General features: G+C 56.9%; 14 protein-coding genes. 10 read left to right on the forward strand and 4 right to left on the reverse strand.

Going from position 1 to position 16,831, the window contains the following annotated elements:
- Positions 1-66: 66 nt before the first annotated feature.
- Both B4U49_RS08210 and gloB read right to left on the reverse strand, forming a co-directional pair.
- Positions 67-1,632 (reverse strand): LysM peptidoglycan-binding domain-containing protein, encoded by a 1,566-nt coding sequence (locus B4U49_RS08210; protein WP_078084096.1) that lies wholly within the window; start codon positions 1,630-1,632, stop codon positions 67-69.
- Positions 1,633-1,774: 142 nt separating this feature from the next.
- Positions 1,775-2,533, reverse strand: a complete 759-nt coding sequence (gene gloB, locus B4U49_RS08215) for a hydroxyacylglutathione hydrolase (protein ID WP_078084097.1) — start codon at positions 2,531-2,533, stop codon at positions 1,775-1,777.
- Between the two features lie 176 nt (positions 2,534-2,709).
- Between gloB and B4U49_RS08220 the strand changes: the two genes are divergently transcribed.
- The 3 genes from B4U49_RS08220 (at position 2,710) to dnaQ (ending at position 4,761) form a co-directional block, all read left to right on the forward strand.
- Positions 2,710-3,513, forward strand: coding sequence for a class I SAM-dependent methyltransferase (locus tag B4U49_RS08220; protein WP_078084098.1), 804 nt, complete (start codon positions 2,710-2,712; stop codon positions 3,511-3,513).
- A gap of 80 nt (positions 3,514-3,593) precedes the next feature.
- The gene (gene rnhA, locus B4U49_RS08225; protein ID WP_078084099.1) at positions 3,594-4,031 is read left to right on the forward strand and encodes a ribonuclease HI; all 438 of its coding nucleotides are present in this window, start codon (positions 3,594-3,596) and stop codon (positions 4,029-4,031) included.
- Positions 4,032-4,035: 4 nt separating this feature from the next.
- Positions 4,036-4,761 (forward strand): DNA polymerase III subunit epsilon, encoded by a 726-nt coding sequence (gene dnaQ, locus B4U49_RS08230; RefSeq protein WP_078084120.1) that lies wholly within the window; start codon positions 4,036-4,038, stop codon positions 4,759-4,761.
- A 108-nt stretch (positions 4,762-4,869) separates the two neighbouring features.
- Here the strand turns inward: dnaQ and nhaB are convergent, their stop codons facing one another.
- The gene (nhaB, locus tag B4U49_RS08235) at positions 4,870-6,402 is read right to left on the reverse strand and encodes a sodium/proton antiporter NhaB (protein WP_078084100.1); all 1,533 of its coding nucleotides are present in this window, start codon (positions 6,400-6,402) and stop codon (positions 4,870-4,872) included.
- 311 nt (positions 6,403-6,713) lie between these two features.
- On the opposite strand from nhaB, the gene B4U49_RS08240 reads away from it, so the two are divergent.
- The 7 genes from B4U49_RS08240 to B4U49_RS08270 all read left to right on the forward strand — a co-directional run bounded on the left by B4U49_RS08240 (position 6,714) and on the right by B4U49_RS08270 (position 14,486).
- Complete coding sequence (locus tag B4U49_RS08240) at positions 6,714-8,402, forward strand: FimL-related protein (RefSeq protein ID WP_078084101.1); 1,689 nt, start codon at positions 6,714-6,716, stop codon at positions 8,400-8,402.
- Between the two features lie 53 nt (positions 8,403-8,455).
- On the forward strand, positions 8,456-9,268 hold the full coding sequence (gene nudC / locus B4U49_RS08245; RefSeq protein ID WP_078084102.1) for an NAD(+) diphosphatase: 813 nt from the start codon (positions 8,456-8,458) through the stop codon (positions 9,266-9,268).
- A gap of 49 nt (positions 9,269-9,317) precedes the next feature.
- Complete coding sequence (locus B4U49_RS08250) at positions 9,318-9,968, forward strand: cation/multidrug efflux pump (RefSeq protein WP_078084103.1); 651 nt, start codon at positions 9,318-9,320, stop codon at positions 9,966-9,968.
- Between the two features lie 44 nt (positions 9,969-10,012).
- Positions 10,013-11,233, forward strand: a complete 1,221-nt coding sequence (sohB, locus tag B4U49_RS08255) for a protease SohB (protein WP_078084104.1) — start codon at positions 10,013-10,015, stop codon at positions 11,231-11,233.
- A gap of 120 nt (positions 11,234-11,353) precedes the next feature.
- The gene (locus tag B4U49_RS08260; RefSeq protein WP_143735593.1) at positions 11,354-12,358 is read left to right on the forward strand and encodes a YhdH/YhfP family quinone oxidoreductase; all 1,005 of its coding nucleotides are present in this window, start codon (positions 11,354-11,356) and stop codon (positions 12,356-12,358) included.
- Positions 12,359-12,550: 192 nt separating this feature from the next.
- A complete protein-coding gene (locus tag B4U49_RS08265; RefSeq protein WP_078084106.1) occupies positions 12,551-13,807 on the forward strand; it encodes a patatin-like phospholipase family protein in 1,257 nt (418 codons plus the stop codon).
- Between the two features lie 49 nt (positions 13,808-13,856).
- Entirely contained in the window at positions 13,857-14,486 is a 630-nt protein-coding gene (locus B4U49_RS08270; RefSeq protein ID WP_158078583.1) for a DUF4919 domain-containing protein, read from the forward strand.
- Between the two features lie 65 nt (positions 14,487-14,551).
- On the opposite strand, the gene B4U49_RS08275 is transcribed toward B4U49_RS08270, so the two are convergent.
- The gene (locus tag B4U49_RS08275; protein ID WP_078084108.1) at positions 14,552-16,813 is read right to left on the reverse strand and encodes an ATP-dependent helicase; all 2,262 of its coding nucleotides are present in this window, start codon (positions 16,811-16,813) and stop codon (positions 14,552-14,554) included.
- Between the last annotated feature and the right edge of the window lie 18 nt (positions 16,814-16,831).

Here is a 16,831-nt window from a genome sequence, read left to right on the forward strand (position 1 = left end):
ATGCGCCGGTTTTTTTGTGCCTGGGTTTTTTGGCCCCGCTAAACGATCCGCTCTGACTTCTTGTGGTCAGCCGTTTGCGGCACTGTCTACAAACAGGGTCAGTCGCTGGCCCGGCTGCAGGTAGCTGCCTTTGCTGATCTTGTTCCAGCGCACGATATCGCCGATATCAATGCGGAATTTGCGTGCTATCCGGTACAGGGAATCCCCGCTGCGTACGCGATAGGAAACTTTGCGCGTGGTGCGATTGCCGCTGCTGTTGCCCGCGGACGAGTAGGCTACCAGTTTACGCCCGGGGCGCAGGGTGTCGCCGGGTGCCATATTGTTCCAGCTTGCCAGCTCGCGCACCTTCACATCGAGGGAGCGGGCAATGCCCCACAGGGTGTCTCCAGGACGCACGGTGTAATTGGACTTGTTGCCCTTGCCGGATGACTGGCGTTTTTGTACCCGCTGGTCAATTGAGTAGGCGTACTGAGCGCTGGGGCCCGATGCGCTGGGAATCAACAGGGTCTGACCGGCGCGAATACCGCTGCCGCGCAGTTTGTTGGTCTGTTGGATAGCTGCCACTGTGGTTTCATAGCGGCGGGCGATAACCGAGAGGGAGTCTCCCCTGGCGACCTTGTAGCGTTGCCAGCTCACCCGCTGATCTGCGGGCAGTTTTTCCAGCGCCTCGACAAAGCGCGCGCTTTTGCTGCTGGGGATCAGCAGGCGGTGGCTGCCGTTGGGGTCGGTAGCCCAGCGATTGTAGCCGGGGTTTAGTAGGTAAAGTTCTTCTATCTCCACTCCGGCGAGCTCTGCAGCCTGAGCGAGGTCTATCTGGCTGCCCACGTTCACTGCGGTGTAGTAGGGCGCATTGCCCACATCATGCAGGGGCACACGATAGTGATCCGGGCGTGCGACCACTTCCGCCAGTGCCAGCAGCTGAGGTACGTAGCGGCGTGTCTCTCTGGGCAGCTTGAGGTCCCAGAAACTGGTACCTTTGCCTGCCCGTTGGTTGCGCTCGATAGCGCGTCTCACGGTACCTTCCCCAGCATTGTAAGCGGCGAGCACCAGTAGCCAGTCGCCGTCAAATTTGGCTGACAGATAGTTGAAATATTCTGTCGCTGCGCGGGTGGATTCCACCACATCGCGACGACCGTCGTACCACCAGTTCTGGTGCAGTCCGAAAGAGCGGCCGGTAGCGGGGATAAATTGCCACATGCCAGAAGCCTGGGCATGGGAGTAGGCAAAGGGGTCGTAGGCGCTTTCCACAATGGGTAGCAGGGCGAATTCCATTGGGACATTGGCCTGCTCCAGCTGCTCCGCTACGTGGAAGATATAGCGACGGGAGCGTTCGGTGACCCGGGACATGTAGCCCTGGTTCGAGGAAAAGTAGCTGACGTAATCTTTAACTTTCGGCTGCTCGAGTTCCCGGTCCAGGGTGAATCCTCGGCGCAGCCGCTGCCAGATGTCCTTGGGGGGCAGGGTGGGCTCAGATACGGCCAGAATGTTCTGACTGACGGCGTTCGCCTCTGTGGCGTCGACATCGGTATCGGGCGTCTGTACCGCAGTCGCGGTCTGTGGCGCTGAGTCAATTTGTGCACAGGCCCCCACTGCTGCAGCCAGTATCGCAACAGCAAATTTTTTATAAACCATTCTGGTGTCCGCAGTCTCTTGTTATTTGTCCGCTCTGTGCATGTCGGCGCTGACGCCTCAATTATCTAGTAATACGCTTGAGCTTTGATTTGTAATTGTCTGATTCTAAAGAGAGTGGTTGGTTCCGGTCAATGCAGATTGCTCAAAAATTGTCCTTCCAGTGGCGTAAAGTGGCGAATATTTCGACAGCAGATGCGTCGGGGGTGGTGCCATGCGCCGCGGCCTGGGCGCGAATCTCCGGCGACCCGGTGCGCAGGAATGGGTTGGTGGCGAGCTCCAGGCCGATACTGCTCGGTAGAGTCGGCTGATCGCGGTCGCGGGTGGCTCGGTCCGATTCCAGGCGTGCTGTAATATCGCCATTGCCTGGCTCGGCGGCACTGGCAAACTGCAGGTTCGCCAGCGTGTACTCGTGGGCGCAATAGACCTTTGTGTCTTCCGGCAGTGAGGCAAGCTTGGTCAGCGATTCGTGCATTTGCGCCGGTGTGCCCTCGAACAGTCGGCCACAGCCTGCGGCAAACAGGGTGTCTCCGCAGAACAGGTGGATCCCGTCGGAAGCGTGAAGCGCCAGGGCGATATGATCCAGGGTGTGGCCAGGAACGGCAAAAACCTCACAGTCTCTCTGTAGAAGCGTAAACTGGTCTCCGTCTGCCAGGGGGTGGGTTACACCGTCAATAGTCCCAGGGCCAAAGACCGGGCAGTCAAACTCTTTTACAAGAGAGGCTACGCCGCCGGTGTGGTCGAAGTGGTGGTGAGTGAGCAGTATCCCACTGAGCTTCGCTCCTTCCAGTGCCTTTTTGACCGGAGCGGCATCGCCCGGATCGACGACCCAATGTTCGTTGCCCGCCTGCAAATGCCAGATATAGTTGTCATTGAATGCCGGTATTGGGCGGATTGTGATCATTGGTTCTCCCCGCTAACCTAGTGTGTTCAAACTCAGTATGTGGGCAACCTTAACACAGGGCGCTGGGTCGGTTGACCCGCTGATCACGGCAGGTCAGACCGCGTATCCTTACCTGGGGCGCGGGATTCCGGAACTGGCGCTATTTAGAGATTTGGGGACAGGCTTAGGAGCTGCAGATGGATAGGGAGCCGGGGCGCAGACCCCTGTTTAATCGCGGGGCGGAGCAGATGCTTCCGCTGGCGCAGACCTGTGCCGAGCTGGGTGACTGGTTTGAAAGCAGTCTCGGACAGGAGATTCTGACCCAGCAGCTGGCTCTCGCTCAGCCGTTGGTTGAGGGGCTGTTTGGTTATCACTTGATGCAGGCTAGTGTGGCCCGGCAGGTGGACTTTGCGGCGTGCAGCCGGATAAACCACCGGTTCCAGCTGAGCCCCTGTGCCGAGCGCGGCGGTGCTGCGCTGGTAGAGTTCGAGCAGTTGCCATTGCCGTCAGAATCTATCGATGTTGCGGTTCTGCATCACATGCTGGATTTTTCCCCGCAGCCCCACCAGGTGTTGCGGGAAGCGGCGAGGGTGCTGATTCCTGGCGGACACATGGTTCTGATCGGCTTCAACCCGTTTTCCCTGTTGGGGCTTTCCCGAATATTTCGTTCCTCCTCTCCTTACCAGAAGGGGAACCAGTTGCGTGCGGCCCGTGTGGCGGACTGGATGAACCTGCTAGATTTGCAGGCTGGCCCGGTAGAGCGTGGCTTTTTCCGGTTGCCGTTGCAGCATGCGGACCTGTTGGCGCGAACTGTATGGATGGAGCGGATGGGCACCCGTTGGCACTTGCCCTTGGGGGGCTTTTACATCATAGTCGCGCGCAAAGAGGTGGCCCGGATGCGCGCCATCAAACTCAATTGGCACGGCGAAAAAAAGCCTGCGCTCGGTGCGGTGCCGAGCAGCCCGCGGGTTGCTGCCAGAGGGCGTCACCACAAACGCTAGTGGTTGTCACCAGCTCCAGATTTGACCAATTAGCCTCTCGTGGCTGCCACTGAACCTGATTCTAATTACAAGAGCCTGACTTGAAACAAGTTACGATTTACACCGATGGCGCCTGTCGGGGAAACCCCGGCCCGGGCGGTTGGGGAGCATTGCTGATGAGTGGCGATGCCGAAAAAGAGCTGTGTGGAGGCGAATCCCTGACCACCAATAACCGCATGGAGTTGATGGCCGCCATCAAGGCCCTGGATGCCCTCAATCAGCGCTGCCATGTGGACCTGCATACCGATTCACAATATGTGCGGCAGGGAATCACCGGATGGATTCACAACTGGAAGCGCAATGGTTGGAAAACTGCGAATAAGAAACCGGTGAAGAATGCCGATCTCTGGCAGGCCCTGGATGCTGCGATCACCAATCACGAAGTGCAGTGGCACTGGGTGAAGGGGCATGCGGGAAATCCGGGAAACGAGCGCGCGGACGCACTGGCGAACCGCGGCATTGATGAGCTGGGGGAATAAATCCATGCGTCAGATCGTACTCGATACAGAAACCACCGGTCTTGACCCCAAGTCAGGGCATCGCATTATTGAGGTCGGCTGTGTCGAGCTCATCAATCGGAAACTTACCGGCAAGCACTACCATCAGTACATCAATCCTGAACGCGAAGTCGATGACGGCGCAATTGAAGTACACGGGATCACCAACGAGTTTCTCGTCGACAAGCCGATTTTTTCCCAGGTCGCCGATGAGTTCATGACGTTCTGCGACGGCGCAGAGCTGGTTATCCATAACGCGCCTTTCGATGTTGGCTTTATCGATGCGGAACTGAGGCGTCTCGGCAACCCGCGTTGGCAGAGCGTTGCCGCCCATTGTGGTGTATTGGATACACTGACCCTGGCGCGGGAAAAGCACCCGGGGCAAAAAAACAACCTGGATGCCCTGTGCAAGCGGTATTTTGTCGACAACTCCCAGCGCGACCTGCACGGCGCACTGCTCGATGCGGAGATCCTTGCCGACGTCTACCTGTTGATGACCGGCGGTCAGACCGACCTGATGCTCGCGGGCTCTGGCAGTGGCTCGGAAGAGGGCGGTGACGAGGAAAATCAGCAGATGGAAGCGGGTACAATTCGCCGCTTGAGTGCGGATCGTGCGCCCCTGTCTGTAGTGCGGGCCAGTGTGGAAGAGGAGCAGGCCCATGGAGATTTTCTGGCGTTGCTCGAAAAAGCGGCGGGTAAGCACTTCTGGTAATCCACTAAATCGGAGTGCCCTCGATGACACTGGGCATTACAACGTGTATTAAAAAAGGGGCCTACTGGCCCCTTTTTTAATGGTAACAATCAGATGTGCTTGGTGGCTTCAGAGTGCTGTAACCACACAGAACAACGCGACGGCGGTGAGTACGATGGTGTACGGCAGGGCCATGATGACCATCTTCCCGTAGGACAGGCGGATCAGCGGAGCCAGGGCGGAAGTGAGCAGGAACAGGAATGCGGCCTGTCCATTTGGTGTGGCGACGCTCGGCAGGTTGGTGCCGGTATTGATGGCGATTGCCAGCTTATCGAAGTGCTCGCGGGTAATATCGCCAGCCGCAAGCGCGGTTTTGACTTCGTTGATGTAGACGGTAGCAACAAACACGTTGTCACTGATCATCGACAAGAGGCCGTTGGCCAGGAATAGCATGCCCGGCTGTTGCTCTGGCTCTAGGCTGAGAACAAAGTGGGTGACCGGCTCGAACAGGTGTTGCTCGTGAATAACCGCAACGATCGCAAAAAACACCACCAGAAGTGCGGTAAAGGGCAGGGCCTCTTCGAATGCGTGGCCAATACGCGCTTCCTGGATGACACCGTTAAAGGATGTCAGTAAAACAATAACCATCAGGCCGATAATGCCTACCTCGGCCACATGGAAAGCGAGGGACAGTACCAGCAGTACCGCGACGATTCCCTGAACCCACAGCTCGACAACATCGCGCTGGGTGCGTTTTTCTTCTTGCTCGCTAGCGAAGTGAGCGAGCACGCCGCGCACTGCGTCGGGCAGTTTGGCTCCGTAACCGCAAATGCCAGTTTTTTCCAGCAGAATGCAGGTAATCAGGCCTGCCGCAAATGCAGGCACGGTGACAGGTGCCATATTGACGAAAAATTGAACGAAATCCCAGCCGGCTTTTTCTGCGATAAGCAGGTTCTGCGGTTCGCCCACCAGGGTGCAGACGCCACCCAGGGCTGTGCCGACAGCGCCATGCATGATCAGGCTACGCAGAAATGCCCGAAATTGGTCGAGATCGGAGCGGTGGTATTCGACTACTTCATCATCTTTTGAGTGATCGTGTTCGGGATGTGTCTGTCGGTTGGACGCTACCTTGTGGTACACCGCGTAAAAACCAACGGCGACACTGATCAGCACCGCAGTTACCGTGAGTGCGTCGAGGAATGCGGACAGGACAGCCGATACTCCACAAAACAGCAGAGACAGGGTGGTTTTGGAGCGCACTGAGATCAGCAGCTTGGTGAACACGTACAGCAGCAGGCTTTTCATGAAGTAGATGCCTGCGACCATAAACATCAGTAGCAGGATTACCTGAATATTATCGGTGACTTCCCGGAAAACCGATTCGCTGCTGGTCATTCCCAGTAACACTGCCTCAATCGCGAGCAGGCCACCAGGTTGCAACGGATAGCACTTGAGTGCCATGGCGAGTGTAAATATAAATTCGCCAATCAATACCCAGCCAGTAATGAACGGCGAGGTTGCATATAGCAGGATAGGATTGATGATTAAAAATACGGCAATGGTAAGTTTGTACCAATCGGGTGCTTCACCGAGAAAGTTTTCGGTAAATGCTCGGCCGATGCTGCCATCTACCCTAGGCATTGTGTCGTTGAGCGCGTTCATAGTTATTACTACTTCCTTATTTCCCCCGAGAGCCCCGTACTAGGGAAGACGAGGCGTTCCGAAACCTACCCATTTCCCGTAAAAAATTCAATTGGTTTTACCGGTTGTCGGGCCTGTGCCCCGGTTTTGTCGATTGTTCGATGGAAATGCGGCGGTTAAAGGTAGACTATCGTGCGGTTTGGTATAAATTGCTTTTCTGTCCCGATTGTTAACCGGCGCTGAGCGCGGGCAGGGAAGGAAAGTCACTATATGGAGGAAAGGTAGTGGCCCCGGGCAGGAATAATATAATGACGATTGCAGTGGTGTAGGCAATGAGTGAATTGCGCGAGATCAATCTGACTTCTGTCAGCCTGGTAAAAGACGAGCTGGTTACGAGTATCGAGGGAGCGACTAGCTATCTTGATCAGTTCGCATCTGATCACACGGATAAACAGGCTCTTGAGAAATGTATTCAGGGCCTGAGGCAAGTGACCGGTGTTCTGCAGATGGTTCAGCTAACCGCAGCGGAACTGCTGGCCCAGGAGATGCTCACGGCGATGGGCGACCTGCTGCAGGATCGGCAGCAATCCCCCCTCGAATTATTGGAAGGGGTTGGTACCGCATTTTATGTGCTGACCCGCTATCTGGACTTTGTCCAGAACCGGGCCGCACCGCGCCCGGAATTACTGGTTCCGTATATCAATAACCTGCGCCTGGCCCGCGCCCAGGCGCCGGTTCCCGAAAGTCATTTTTTGCGCTGCCGCCTGGATGCCAACGTGCCGGGGGCGGTCTCTTCCGCGGTGATGTCGGAAGATTTAAAGACCTTTGTGCGACGCTTCCGCCACATGTATCAGGTCGGCCTGCTGGCATTGCTCAAGGGCAAGCCGCGCGGACCGGCTTACACCATGATGGCCCGTGCATTGCAGCGTATCGCCAGTGTCTGCGCCGGTCGGCCGAATGGCAAGTTGTGGACGGTGGCCGCTGGGGCGATCACCGCCATGGCTGCCACTGAAATGCTGGTTAACCGTCAGCGGGTCATGGTCTTCAGCATGCTGGACCGCCGCCTGCGCAATATCGTCCGCGATGGCGATGCGGCACTTGATCAGGCCGCGCCGCCGGTGCTGGTCAAAGAGTGTCTGTACTGGCTGGCGCTGGCCGGGCAGGGTGAAAAGATGCTTCAGGTATTTGGTGTGAAGCCCCTGCCGTACCGTGAGCCTGAACTGGAGCGTGATCGCGCCAGTCTGGGAGGCCCGGGGGCTACTGCCATTGCGGCGGTGGCCAATGCGCTGGATGAGGAACTTTCCGGGGTGCGACGTATGCTGGATGATGCCGAAATGATCGGCGTTACCGGCCTGGACGGTGAAGGGGGGATGGTGGAAACCCTGCGCCGAATAGCAAATACCCTGGTGCTGCTCAATTTCCGTAGAATCGGTGAAAATCTGGCCGGATCTCTCAACGCTTACCAGAGCTGTGCTCTGGCGGGCGGGCGTGCAGCGGATAATGCGCTGCAGCAACTCACTAATCAGATCCTGACTGTCGACAGCACTATTCGCGCCCTGCGCCAGAGCTCCAGTATCGAGCTGGACGAAAATGGGCAGGCGGATATCGCATTGGAGCGCAGTCAACTTGCGGAGGCGGAGCTCGCGGTACTTAAGGAAGCGGAAGCTGGTCTCTCTTTGATCAAGCGTGCGTTAGCTTCTTACGCAGATTCGGGCTTTGATCACGGCCATATCCGCAATGTCTCCACCACGCTCAACAGTGTGCGCGGTGGGATGGTTGTGCTGAGTTTGTCTCGAGCTGCCGCCGTGGTTGAACGGCTGGTGCATTTTGTTGATGCGGTGATCGATCAGAAAAACGTGGCACCCGCTGTTGAACAGTCGCTGGAAATTTTCGCCGATGCGATTATCAGCCTTGAATACTATCTCGGTGAAGTGAAGCTCCATCGTGACGCGGACAAGCAATCCCTGGATCTGGCTGTCGAGAGCCTTGAGGCGCTCGGGTATCCGGTGGAGGTTGCCTGACTCAGGCCCATAGTGCAGTCTTGGGCCTGTGATCCGGTGAGCTTTAGTTTTCTATGACAGAATTTAGTCCCGCCGGGTGTGTATTGCCGCACCCGGAATTTCAGCAGCACATTGTTGTGTCCAATGGCGAAGTGCTTTGCTCGGCCCAGGGGCCTCTCCACCCGTCCCTTCCAGTACAGTTTCCTCCTGCGGTTAAAGACAAGGTCGCCAGTCACTATCTGGGTGAGTGGCGTGGTGACACCTGCGGTGTGCATTATCTGCCCATTCGTGTGGAGATTGCCGGTTGTGAGTGGCGCAGTCTGCGCAGCCTGCTGGGCGTCGTAGAAGAGTCTCTGTTTTTCCTGGTCGGCCGTGCCATGCAGATAGTGAACTGGGATTTGGACCACCAGTTTTGCGGGCGTTGTGGCCTTCCTACCCTGTATCACTCGCGAGACCGCGCGCGGGTGTGTGACCACTGTGCGCTGGCGGTGTACCCCCGTATCTCGCCCTGTGTCATCATGCTGGTGACTCGGGGAGATGAGTGCCTGCTGGCGCGGCACGCCCGGCATCGGCAGGCACTGTACACGGCATTGGCAGGTTTTATCGAGCCGGGAGAAAACGCGGAACAGGCGCTCGCGCGCGAAGTGCGTGAAGAGGTCGGCCTTGAAACCGGTTGTGTGCGTTACGTGGGGAGCCAGTCCTGGCCATTTCCAGGGCAGCTGATGATCGGTTTCCTGGCAGAAGCCGTGGGCGGCACGCTGGCCCCGGATCAGGAGGAAATCTCCGAGGCGCGCTGGTTTCATCGCAACGAAGTCCCGGCAACGATTCCTCCGCTAGAAACCCTTTCGGGGCAATTGATTCGCACGTTTATTGAACAAAAGGGGTGAGGGGCGCTACCGCTCTTGGCCGAACAATCATTAGGCAAGGAAAAAGAGAATGTATATCGCAATTACATTTCTGATCGCCTTCGTCGCTCTGTTACTGGTTTTTTGGGGCGGCAAGGTACTGCTTAAAGGCAGCTGGTTGCTGGGCTTCCTGCGTGGGTCTGTCGGCCTGCTGCTGTTAGCTGGGGCATTACTGATCGTGCTGGTTGCGCTGGATGTATACAGCTATCGCAATCTGGCGGATGAGCACAGTGTCGGCACCGTTTCTTTCGAGCGTCTCGACGACCAGCACTTCATGGTGAAGTTTGCCGATGAGGACGGTATTTCCAAGGAGTTTGAACTCTATGGAGACCAGTGGCAGCTGGATGCCAGGATGTTGAAATGGAAAGGCGCACTCGCGCGCTGGGGGATCGAACCTGCGTACCGACTCGATCGCCTGAGTGGGCGCTATCTGACCTTGCAGGATGAGCGCAGTAAGGAGCGCTCGGTATACGCGCTAGACGAAAGTGGTCACGGGGTGGATGTGTGGAGCACCTTACGCAGTATGGATAACCGGCTGCCGATCGTGGATGCGGTATACGGCAGTGCAACTTTCCTGCCCATGGAGGACGGCGCGGTTTACGAAGTGCGGATCAGTCATACCGGACTGCTTGCGCGACCGTTGAATCAGCAGGCACGGTCGGCATTGAATGAGTGGCGGTAGGGCCAGACAAACAGTTGAGAGAACCGATAGGAATTGGGGGTTGAGTGGAATTTCTGAGTGAGTACGGCCTGTTTCTGGCGAAGGTGGTTACCATCGTGGTGGCCCTGTTAGTGGTAATCGGAATCATCGTCGCCAACCGGGCGCACACCAAGGACCGGCAGCCCGGTCACATTGCGGTGACCCGTCTGAATGACCGCTTCGAGGAAATGAAAGAAACCTTGCTTGAAGCGGTGATGGACCATGCCGATTACAGTGAGCGTAGAAAGCAGCAGGAAAAAGACAAGAAAGCAGAAGCCAAGGCAAACGCAAAAAAGCGCAAGGCAGAGCTGAAGGCGGCGGCCAAAGCGCGCAAGGATGAAGCGAAAAAAATGGGCCATGACGAGAGTCGTGAGGTCAAGGTGGCGGAGCAGGCCGAGGCAGATGCAGAGGCCGGCGCCAGCGGAGAAACAAGTGGTGTTACTGCGGACGAGCCCGTCGTCGAAACCGGAGCGCAGGCGGATGCCCGCAAGCGCCTGTTTGTGGTGCATTTTGATGGCGATATCAAGGCCAGTGCACTGACTAACCTGCGCGAAGAAATTACTGCTATTTTGCAGATCGCAGAAAAAGGCGATGAAGTGGTTGTGTGCCTGGAGAGCCCTGGTGGCATGGTCGCTAATTACGGCCTTGCGGCCAGCCAGCTGGCGCGGGTGCGCAGTGCTGGTGTCAAGCTGACCATCGTCGTGGATAAGGTGGCGGCCAGTGGCGGCTACATGATGGCCTGTGTGGCGGATCGAATTCTGGCAGCACCTTTCGCAATGCTCGGCTCGATCGGAGTGGTTGCGCAATTACCCAACTTTCACCGTCTGCTGCAGAGAAATGACGTAGATTTTGAGTTGTTTACCGCCGGTGAATACAAGCGCACAGTGACCATGTTCGGGGAAAATACCCCGGAAGGGAAAGAGAAGTTCCAGAGTGATCTGGAAGAGATCCACACTCTGTTCCAGCACTTTGTGTCGGAATATCGTCCGCAGTTGGATATCGGCAAGGTGGCTACCGGGGAAGTATGGTTCGGTCAACGCGCCCTGGATCTTGCACTCATTGATGAGATAAAGACGTCGGATGAGTATCTCACCTCGCGGGCGCAGAACTCGGATCTGTTTCAGGTTGAGTACAAAGAGCGGCAGAATATCGCCAAAAAAATCGGTTTTGCCGCGCAGACCGGAATCGAAGGCGCACTGTCTCGTTTGTTCTCCCGTCTCGCTGCCTGGCGTCATCAGGCGCAGTAAATTTCGCGACGTCTTTCGGAAACTTTTCAGAAAATATATTGGGAGTGGGGCCGCACCTTTGTAGAGTGTGGTCACGGATAGACCGGCACTGTTATGCACGAACCGGCTCAGGGAATAATTATGTCTGAAAAAACTTTTCGCGCGATGCTGGTAGAGGAAGTGGCAGCGGGTAAATACGATCAGGTCATCGTTGATCGCCCGATTTCCCAGCTGCCGGATTACCCGGTTGCTATAGCTGTAACCCACTCCTCTTTGAATTACAAAGATGCGTTGTCGGCATTTGGAAATCGGGCTGTTACCCGCGAGTACCCGCATACGCCGGGTATCGATGCGGCGGGTACTGTGATCTCCGATAAAAGCGGTACCTTTGAGCCCGGCGACAGTGTTTTGGTGACCGGTTATGACCTGGGTATGAATACTTCCGGGGGGCTTGCCGAGCGGATTACCACGCCTGTCGAGTGGGTGACGCGCCTGCCTGGGGGGCTGACTGCGCGGGAGGCGATGACTCTGGGTACCGCCGGACTTACCGCCGGACTGTGCGTTGAGAAACTGCTTGAAGCCGGCGCGCGACCTGCGGACGGTGAAGTGTTGGTCACTGGCGCCACCGGTGGCGTGGGCTCCATCGCAGTGGCGCTGCTGGCGAAACTTGGCTTCAAGGTGGCGGCGGTAACCGGCAAGCTGGAATCGGCAGAATTCCTCACCAGTTTGGGTGCCTGGAAGGTGCTCGATCGGGAGACCCTGGCGCCGTTTGCGGACAAGGCCATTGCCAAGCCATTGTGGGCCTGGGCGGTGGATTCGGTGGGGGGAGAAACCTTGTTCAACGTCATCAAGTGCCTGAAGTATGGTGGCGGCGTTGCCGCTTGTGGGATGGCGTCGGGTGCGCAGTTCCAGGCCAATGTGTTTCCCTTTATCCTGCGCGGAATCAGTCTGTTGGGCGTGGACAGTGTGGAGCTGCCCCTGGCAAAGAAGGCCGATGCATGGGAAAAGCTCGCGCGAGACTGGTATATCGGTGAGCAGCTGCAGAAAATTGCCGAGGATATCTCCCTCGACCAGGCGCCGGAATTTCTCGCGCGTTTGCATCGGGGCCACGGTATCGGACGTTACGTGGTCGATATGACCCGATAATGCAATTGTGGTCAAAATTGTGAAGTTGCACGCAGCCTGCCATGCGTTCGGTGTCAGGCGCGCCTGTGGCCTGCTATGCTGAACCACAGTGCTCTATAGCCAAAATAATTTTCTATGGGATAGGACGCTCGAAATATGGGCAGATCAGAAAAAATATCCCTGGTTTTGTCGATCTGGTAGCAAGCTTTGTCGGTGAATACCCCGCCTCCTCCCCAAGCCCACAACGCCGGCGCACTCGTGCTTTCCGGCGGGGGCGCTCGTGCGGCTTACCAGGTGGGTGTGTTGAGAGCGCTGGCGGAACTGACGCCAGATTCGGAGCCGCATCCGTTCAAAATCATCTGTGGTACATCAGCGGGTGCAGTGAACGCGTTGGTGCTGGCCACGCACCCGGGTACCTTCAAAGAAGCGGTCACGCGTCTTTACGACCTTTGGCTCGGTCTCACCGTCGATCAGATCTATCGCAGCAACTTGAGCAGCCTGCTCGGAAATATCTTCACCATCTCGCGATCTTTTTTTAACCACGGTGTGGCGCGTCGCAAGCCCCTGGCTCTTCTGGATAATCTCCCGCTGCGAGAGCTGGTTACGGAGGTGGTGCCGTTTGGCAATATCCAGCGCAATATTGACGAGGGTCGTTTGCGTGCGGTCAGCGTCAGCGCCATGTCATACAACCAGGGTGAATCGGTCAGCTTTTTCCAGGGATGTGAAGACCTCAAAGAATGGCGGCGTTTCCGTCGATGCGGCGAGCGAACCGAGCTTAACGTAGAGCATTTGATGGCGTCTGCCGCCATCCCCACACTGTTCCCCTCGGTTAAAATCGGCGACGAGTATTTTGGCGATGGCGCCGTGCGCCAGTTGGCGCCGATCAGTCCGGCGCTGCATCTGGGGGCTAGCCGGGTATTTGTGGTGGGTGTCTCGGATAACCGCTCGCCGGTACACTGGGGGAAGCGGCGTGTCGTGGCAAAGCACTCCCCATCGCTGGCGCAAATTGGCGGCCAGCTGTTCAACGCGGCATTTATCGACAGCCTTGAGGGCGATCTCGAGCACCTCGACAGGGTGAACCTGCTACTGGATTCGGTGGATGAAAAACTACTGCCGGAGCTGGCGCCATTGCGCGCAGTGGAGTCAGCTGTGATCGAGCCGAGCCAGAGCCTGGATCGAATCGCCGGGCGCAAGGTGCGTTACCTGCCACCGGCGTTGCGCTGGCTGTTCCGCTCCACCGGTGCCACAACTTCCGGTGGTGGTGCTTCTGCAGCAAGTTATCTCCTGTTTGAACAGCCTTATCTGGGCGAGCTTATGGAGTTGGGATACCAGGATGCCATGTGGGAGCGGGAAAAACTGCGAGATTTTCTCCGCCCGCGAACCCAGTTGGTGGAAGCCCAACAGAAAAGTTTATTTGGAATCCGGGTCAAACCGGCAACGGAAGCAAGCAATGGCAATACTCCGTCCTGAAATTAAATTTAACCTTCGCCGAAGCGTCTCGCGTGGGCTGGCAATAGCTTTGTGCGCGGCACTCGCCGCCTGTAGCGGCACCGCTACCCGGGATGCGAGCGGCGATGGGGCGCTGCGCCAGCAAAACCAGAGTGAATACCGGCAGCTTCTGCAAGAGGCTTATCAGCTGAGTTTTACGCTGGACTTTGACCGACTGCGCAAGGCCTACGTGCAATCTCCGGAATATAATCCCTATGGCGGGATGAAACTGGAAGGATTACCTGAAGCCTACAGCTCGGTGGAACAGGCGGATTTTGACAATTGCCTGCACAACGTCGACAAGGTGCTGAAAACCAATTACATGAGTCTGGAAGCGCACATGATTGGCGTGGTGTGCAGTGGGCAGGCGGGTGAGTTCGAGCGCGAGGACCAGCATCGCTATATGGTGGAAGGGCTGATGACTTCCATTGAAAGCAGCGGTGATGGGAAATCCCAGGAGAGTGCTTTTCTCACTATCAGCACGTCTGAACTGCGCGGCTTCGTGCGCTTGAAGGGGCTGCAGGTGCTCGACCAATCCATCGTGTATGACAAGCAGGGAATCTACGACAAAATGCAGGTACGGGACCCCGAGTCAGGGGAAGAGTATCCGCTGTTTTTTGATGTAAGCCAGCAGTTTGCACGGGGCTCGGGAGGAGAGTAATTCTCCCCCGTATGGCCAGCGCAGCCCGGAGGGCTGCGCGCCTACTTCCTTTTACCCTTCAAATCTCACATCAGGAATTGGCTGAGCTTTTCCCAGTCAAAGCGGCGCGCCTTGCGATCGCTGAAAAGAATTTCTACCCGCTCATCTTCCCACTTGATCACCCGTCCATAGCCCAGTTTCTGATGGCGGATACTCTCTCCCAGCTGCGGCTTTTTTTGTGTAGCCTGGGGCGCATTGATATCCGGATTGTAATCGCAGGCCGCAAGGTATCTCAGTGCCAATCGGGTTATCGGAACCCGGGTAGTGATATTGTCCGGACGGGCTCGCAGAGTTTCTCCCAGCAGGTTGCTGAGTGACAGATGCATTTCATCCAGAAACAGCGATGGCTTCTGGTCTGAATCAGTATTTTTTACCTGGCCCTGATCCCCTTCCAGCGCCGGAGTCAGCAGGTATAACTGCTTTTTCGCCCGGGTCATCGCCACGTACATCAGGCGACGTTCGCTCTCCGTAGAAGCCGGCGTGGAGAAGTCACGCTGTGGTTGGTAGGGCATGTTGTGCACGGTCAGTGCCGGGATGATTACCTGATCCCACTCCAGTCCCTTGGCCTGGTGCATGGTGGTGATCTGAATGGCGTCAGCAGTCCCGCTGTCGTCGTCCTTGCCCGGAGACTGGTCCTGATTGCGATGCTGTTGTTGCAGTTGTTGCAGATGTTCGAGGGTTTCCCGCGGGGGTAGGCGCAACTGATCCAGGTACTGAGAAAATGCGAGGATGGTCTGCTGTTTTTCTTCCGCTTGCTGGCGATTGAAGGCATCGTCGCCAATGCCGCTCAAGTAATCCAGTTCTCCCAGCTGGCGGCGCACGAGTTCACCGCCGTGGCCACGCCATTTCTCCACCTGCTGTAACAGCTCCGCGCGCTGGCGCAGACGCTTGATTTGCGGCTGACTTAGGGATTCGGGAATCAGTTTCAGTAACTGTTTCCCCCATCCGCTACCGTATTGGCCGAGTCGTTCACACACAGGTTCCAGTACCGCACGGGCAATGCGAATGTGTGGGGCAGTGAGCCATTCATAAAGACCCTGTGCGCGACGCTTTGCCGTCTGCTCGGCAAATCGACCGGCGGCAATATTCAGGCTCCAGAATAGCGGGCGCAACTCCCGGCGGGAGAGTACCGTATTGCGATTGCCAGAGCGATAGGGGATGTTGTTTGCCAGCAGTGCCAGTTCCAGCGGGGCTGCCAGGGACCAGAGGCGGACCAGTATGGCGATTTCGCCAAGGGGGAGTCCCTGCTTTTGGCAGCGGCGTACATGATCCACCAGCCACTTGCCTTCGTTGCCGGTGTTTACCTGGTGCAATTGAGTCTCTGCATCGGGTCTACCGGACAGGCAGAAAACATCCGCGCGCTCGCGGTTGTTGTGGATGAAGTGGTTGGCTGCCAGAGACAGGCTGTGTCCGTAGCGAAATGTGCGGCTCAGCTGATAGGTGTTGGAGGTAGGGAAGTCCCCGTCGAACAGACGCAACAGAAATTCCGGCCGCGACCCGCGCCACTCGTAAATGGTCTGATCCGGATCGCCGATTGCAATCACATTACCTGACTTCCCGTACAGGACACGCAGCAGGTAGTGCTGCACCGCATTGATATCCTGGTACTCATCCACCAGGAGGTCCTGATAGCAGCTGCCGTACTCTTCGGCAATTTCCGGTTGCATGCTAAACAGAATCGCAGGGTCGTAAATGAGGTCCGCATAGGTGACTGCACTCTGTTCCCGCCGCCAGTCCTCGAAATGACGGAACACCTTCAGGAAGTACAGATATTCGTCACCCAGTTTGAGTTGCTGAAACGCGCTCAGGTCACCGGTGAGAATGGTCTTTGTGTAATCGATAAAAAACTCTGCGGCCTCGGTCTCCGATTGCTTGCGTGCACGGATATCTTCGAGTTCGTCGGGTGGTGCGCAGGCTTCAATCGCTTTCCAGATCTGTAGCTGTACCAGTGATTGCGGCAGCGGGCTGAGGTTGGCCGGGGCCAGATGTCCGCGGGCAATCATGCGCTGGTAAAGGCGGTAGCCGATACTGTGGAAGGTATTCACCGCGGGGACCCGGTTTCCACACAGGGCCCTGAGGCGCTGGCTGAAGTCCTCTTTGGCGCTGCGGTTGTACATCAGTACCAGCATGTCCTGGGGGGTAATACCTGTACCCAGCCGGTTTTTAATGTAGTGGAGCAGGGCAGTGGTTTTGCCGGAGCCGGCTACCGCAATGATTTTTGCATGACCGCCTGGGTGGTGGGCGATGGCCTTTTGCTCATCCGTGAGATGGGACTCGTCACCTGACATGAAAACTCTGCACTACCT

Origin of the sequence: Microbulbifer mangrovi (genome assembly GCF_002009015.1) — a bacterium.
Classification (GTDB): domain Bacteria; phylum Pseudomonadota; class Gammaproteobacteria; order Pseudomonadales; family Cellvibrionaceae; genus Microbulbifer; species Microbulbifer mangrovi.

What these genes read in the sequence shown, in the direction of transcription:
- B4U49_RS08210 (WP_078084096.1), bottom strand. Translation starts at nt 1,632, where the DNA reads ATGGTTTATAAAAAATTTGCTGTTGCGATACTGGCTGCAGCAGTGGGG.
- nudC (WP_078084102.1), top strand. Translation starts at nt 8,456, where the DNA reads ATGACAGAATTTAGTCCCGCCGGGTGTGTATTGCCGCACCCGGAATTT.
- B4U49_RS08260 (WP_143735593.1), top strand. Translation starts at nt 11,354, where the DNA reads ATGTCTGAAAAAACTTTTCGCGCGATGCTGGTAGAGGAAGTGGCAGCG.
- gloB (WP_078084097.1), bottom strand. Translation starts at nt 2,533, where the DNA reads ATGATCACAATCCGCCCAATACCGGCATTCAATGACAACTATATCTGG.
- B4U49_RS08220 (WP_078084098.1), top strand. Translation starts at nt 2,710, where the DNA reads ATGGATAGGGAGCCGGGGCGCAGACCCCTGTTTAATCGCGGGGCGGAG.
- nhaB (WP_078084100.1), bottom strand. Translation starts at nt 6,402, where the DNA reads ATGAACGCGCTCAACGACACAATGCCTAGGGTAGATGGCAGCATCGGC.
- B4U49_RS08250 (WP_078084103.1), top strand. Translation starts at nt 9,318, where the DNA reads ATGTATATCGCAATTACATTTCTGATCGCCTTCGTCGCTCTGTTACTG.
- dnaQ (WP_078084120.1), top strand. Translation starts at nt 4,036, where the DNA reads ATGCGTCAGATCGTACTCGATACAGAAACCACCGGTCTTGACCCCAAG.
- B4U49_RS08240 (WP_078084101.1), top strand. Translation starts at nt 6,714, where the DNA reads ATGAGTGAATTGCGCGAGATCAATCTGACTTCTGTCAGCCTGGTAAAA.
- B4U49_RS08275 (WP_078084108.1), bottom strand. Translation starts at nt 16,813, where the DNA reads ATGTCAGGTGACGAGTCCCATCTCACGGATGAGCAAAAGGCCATCGCC.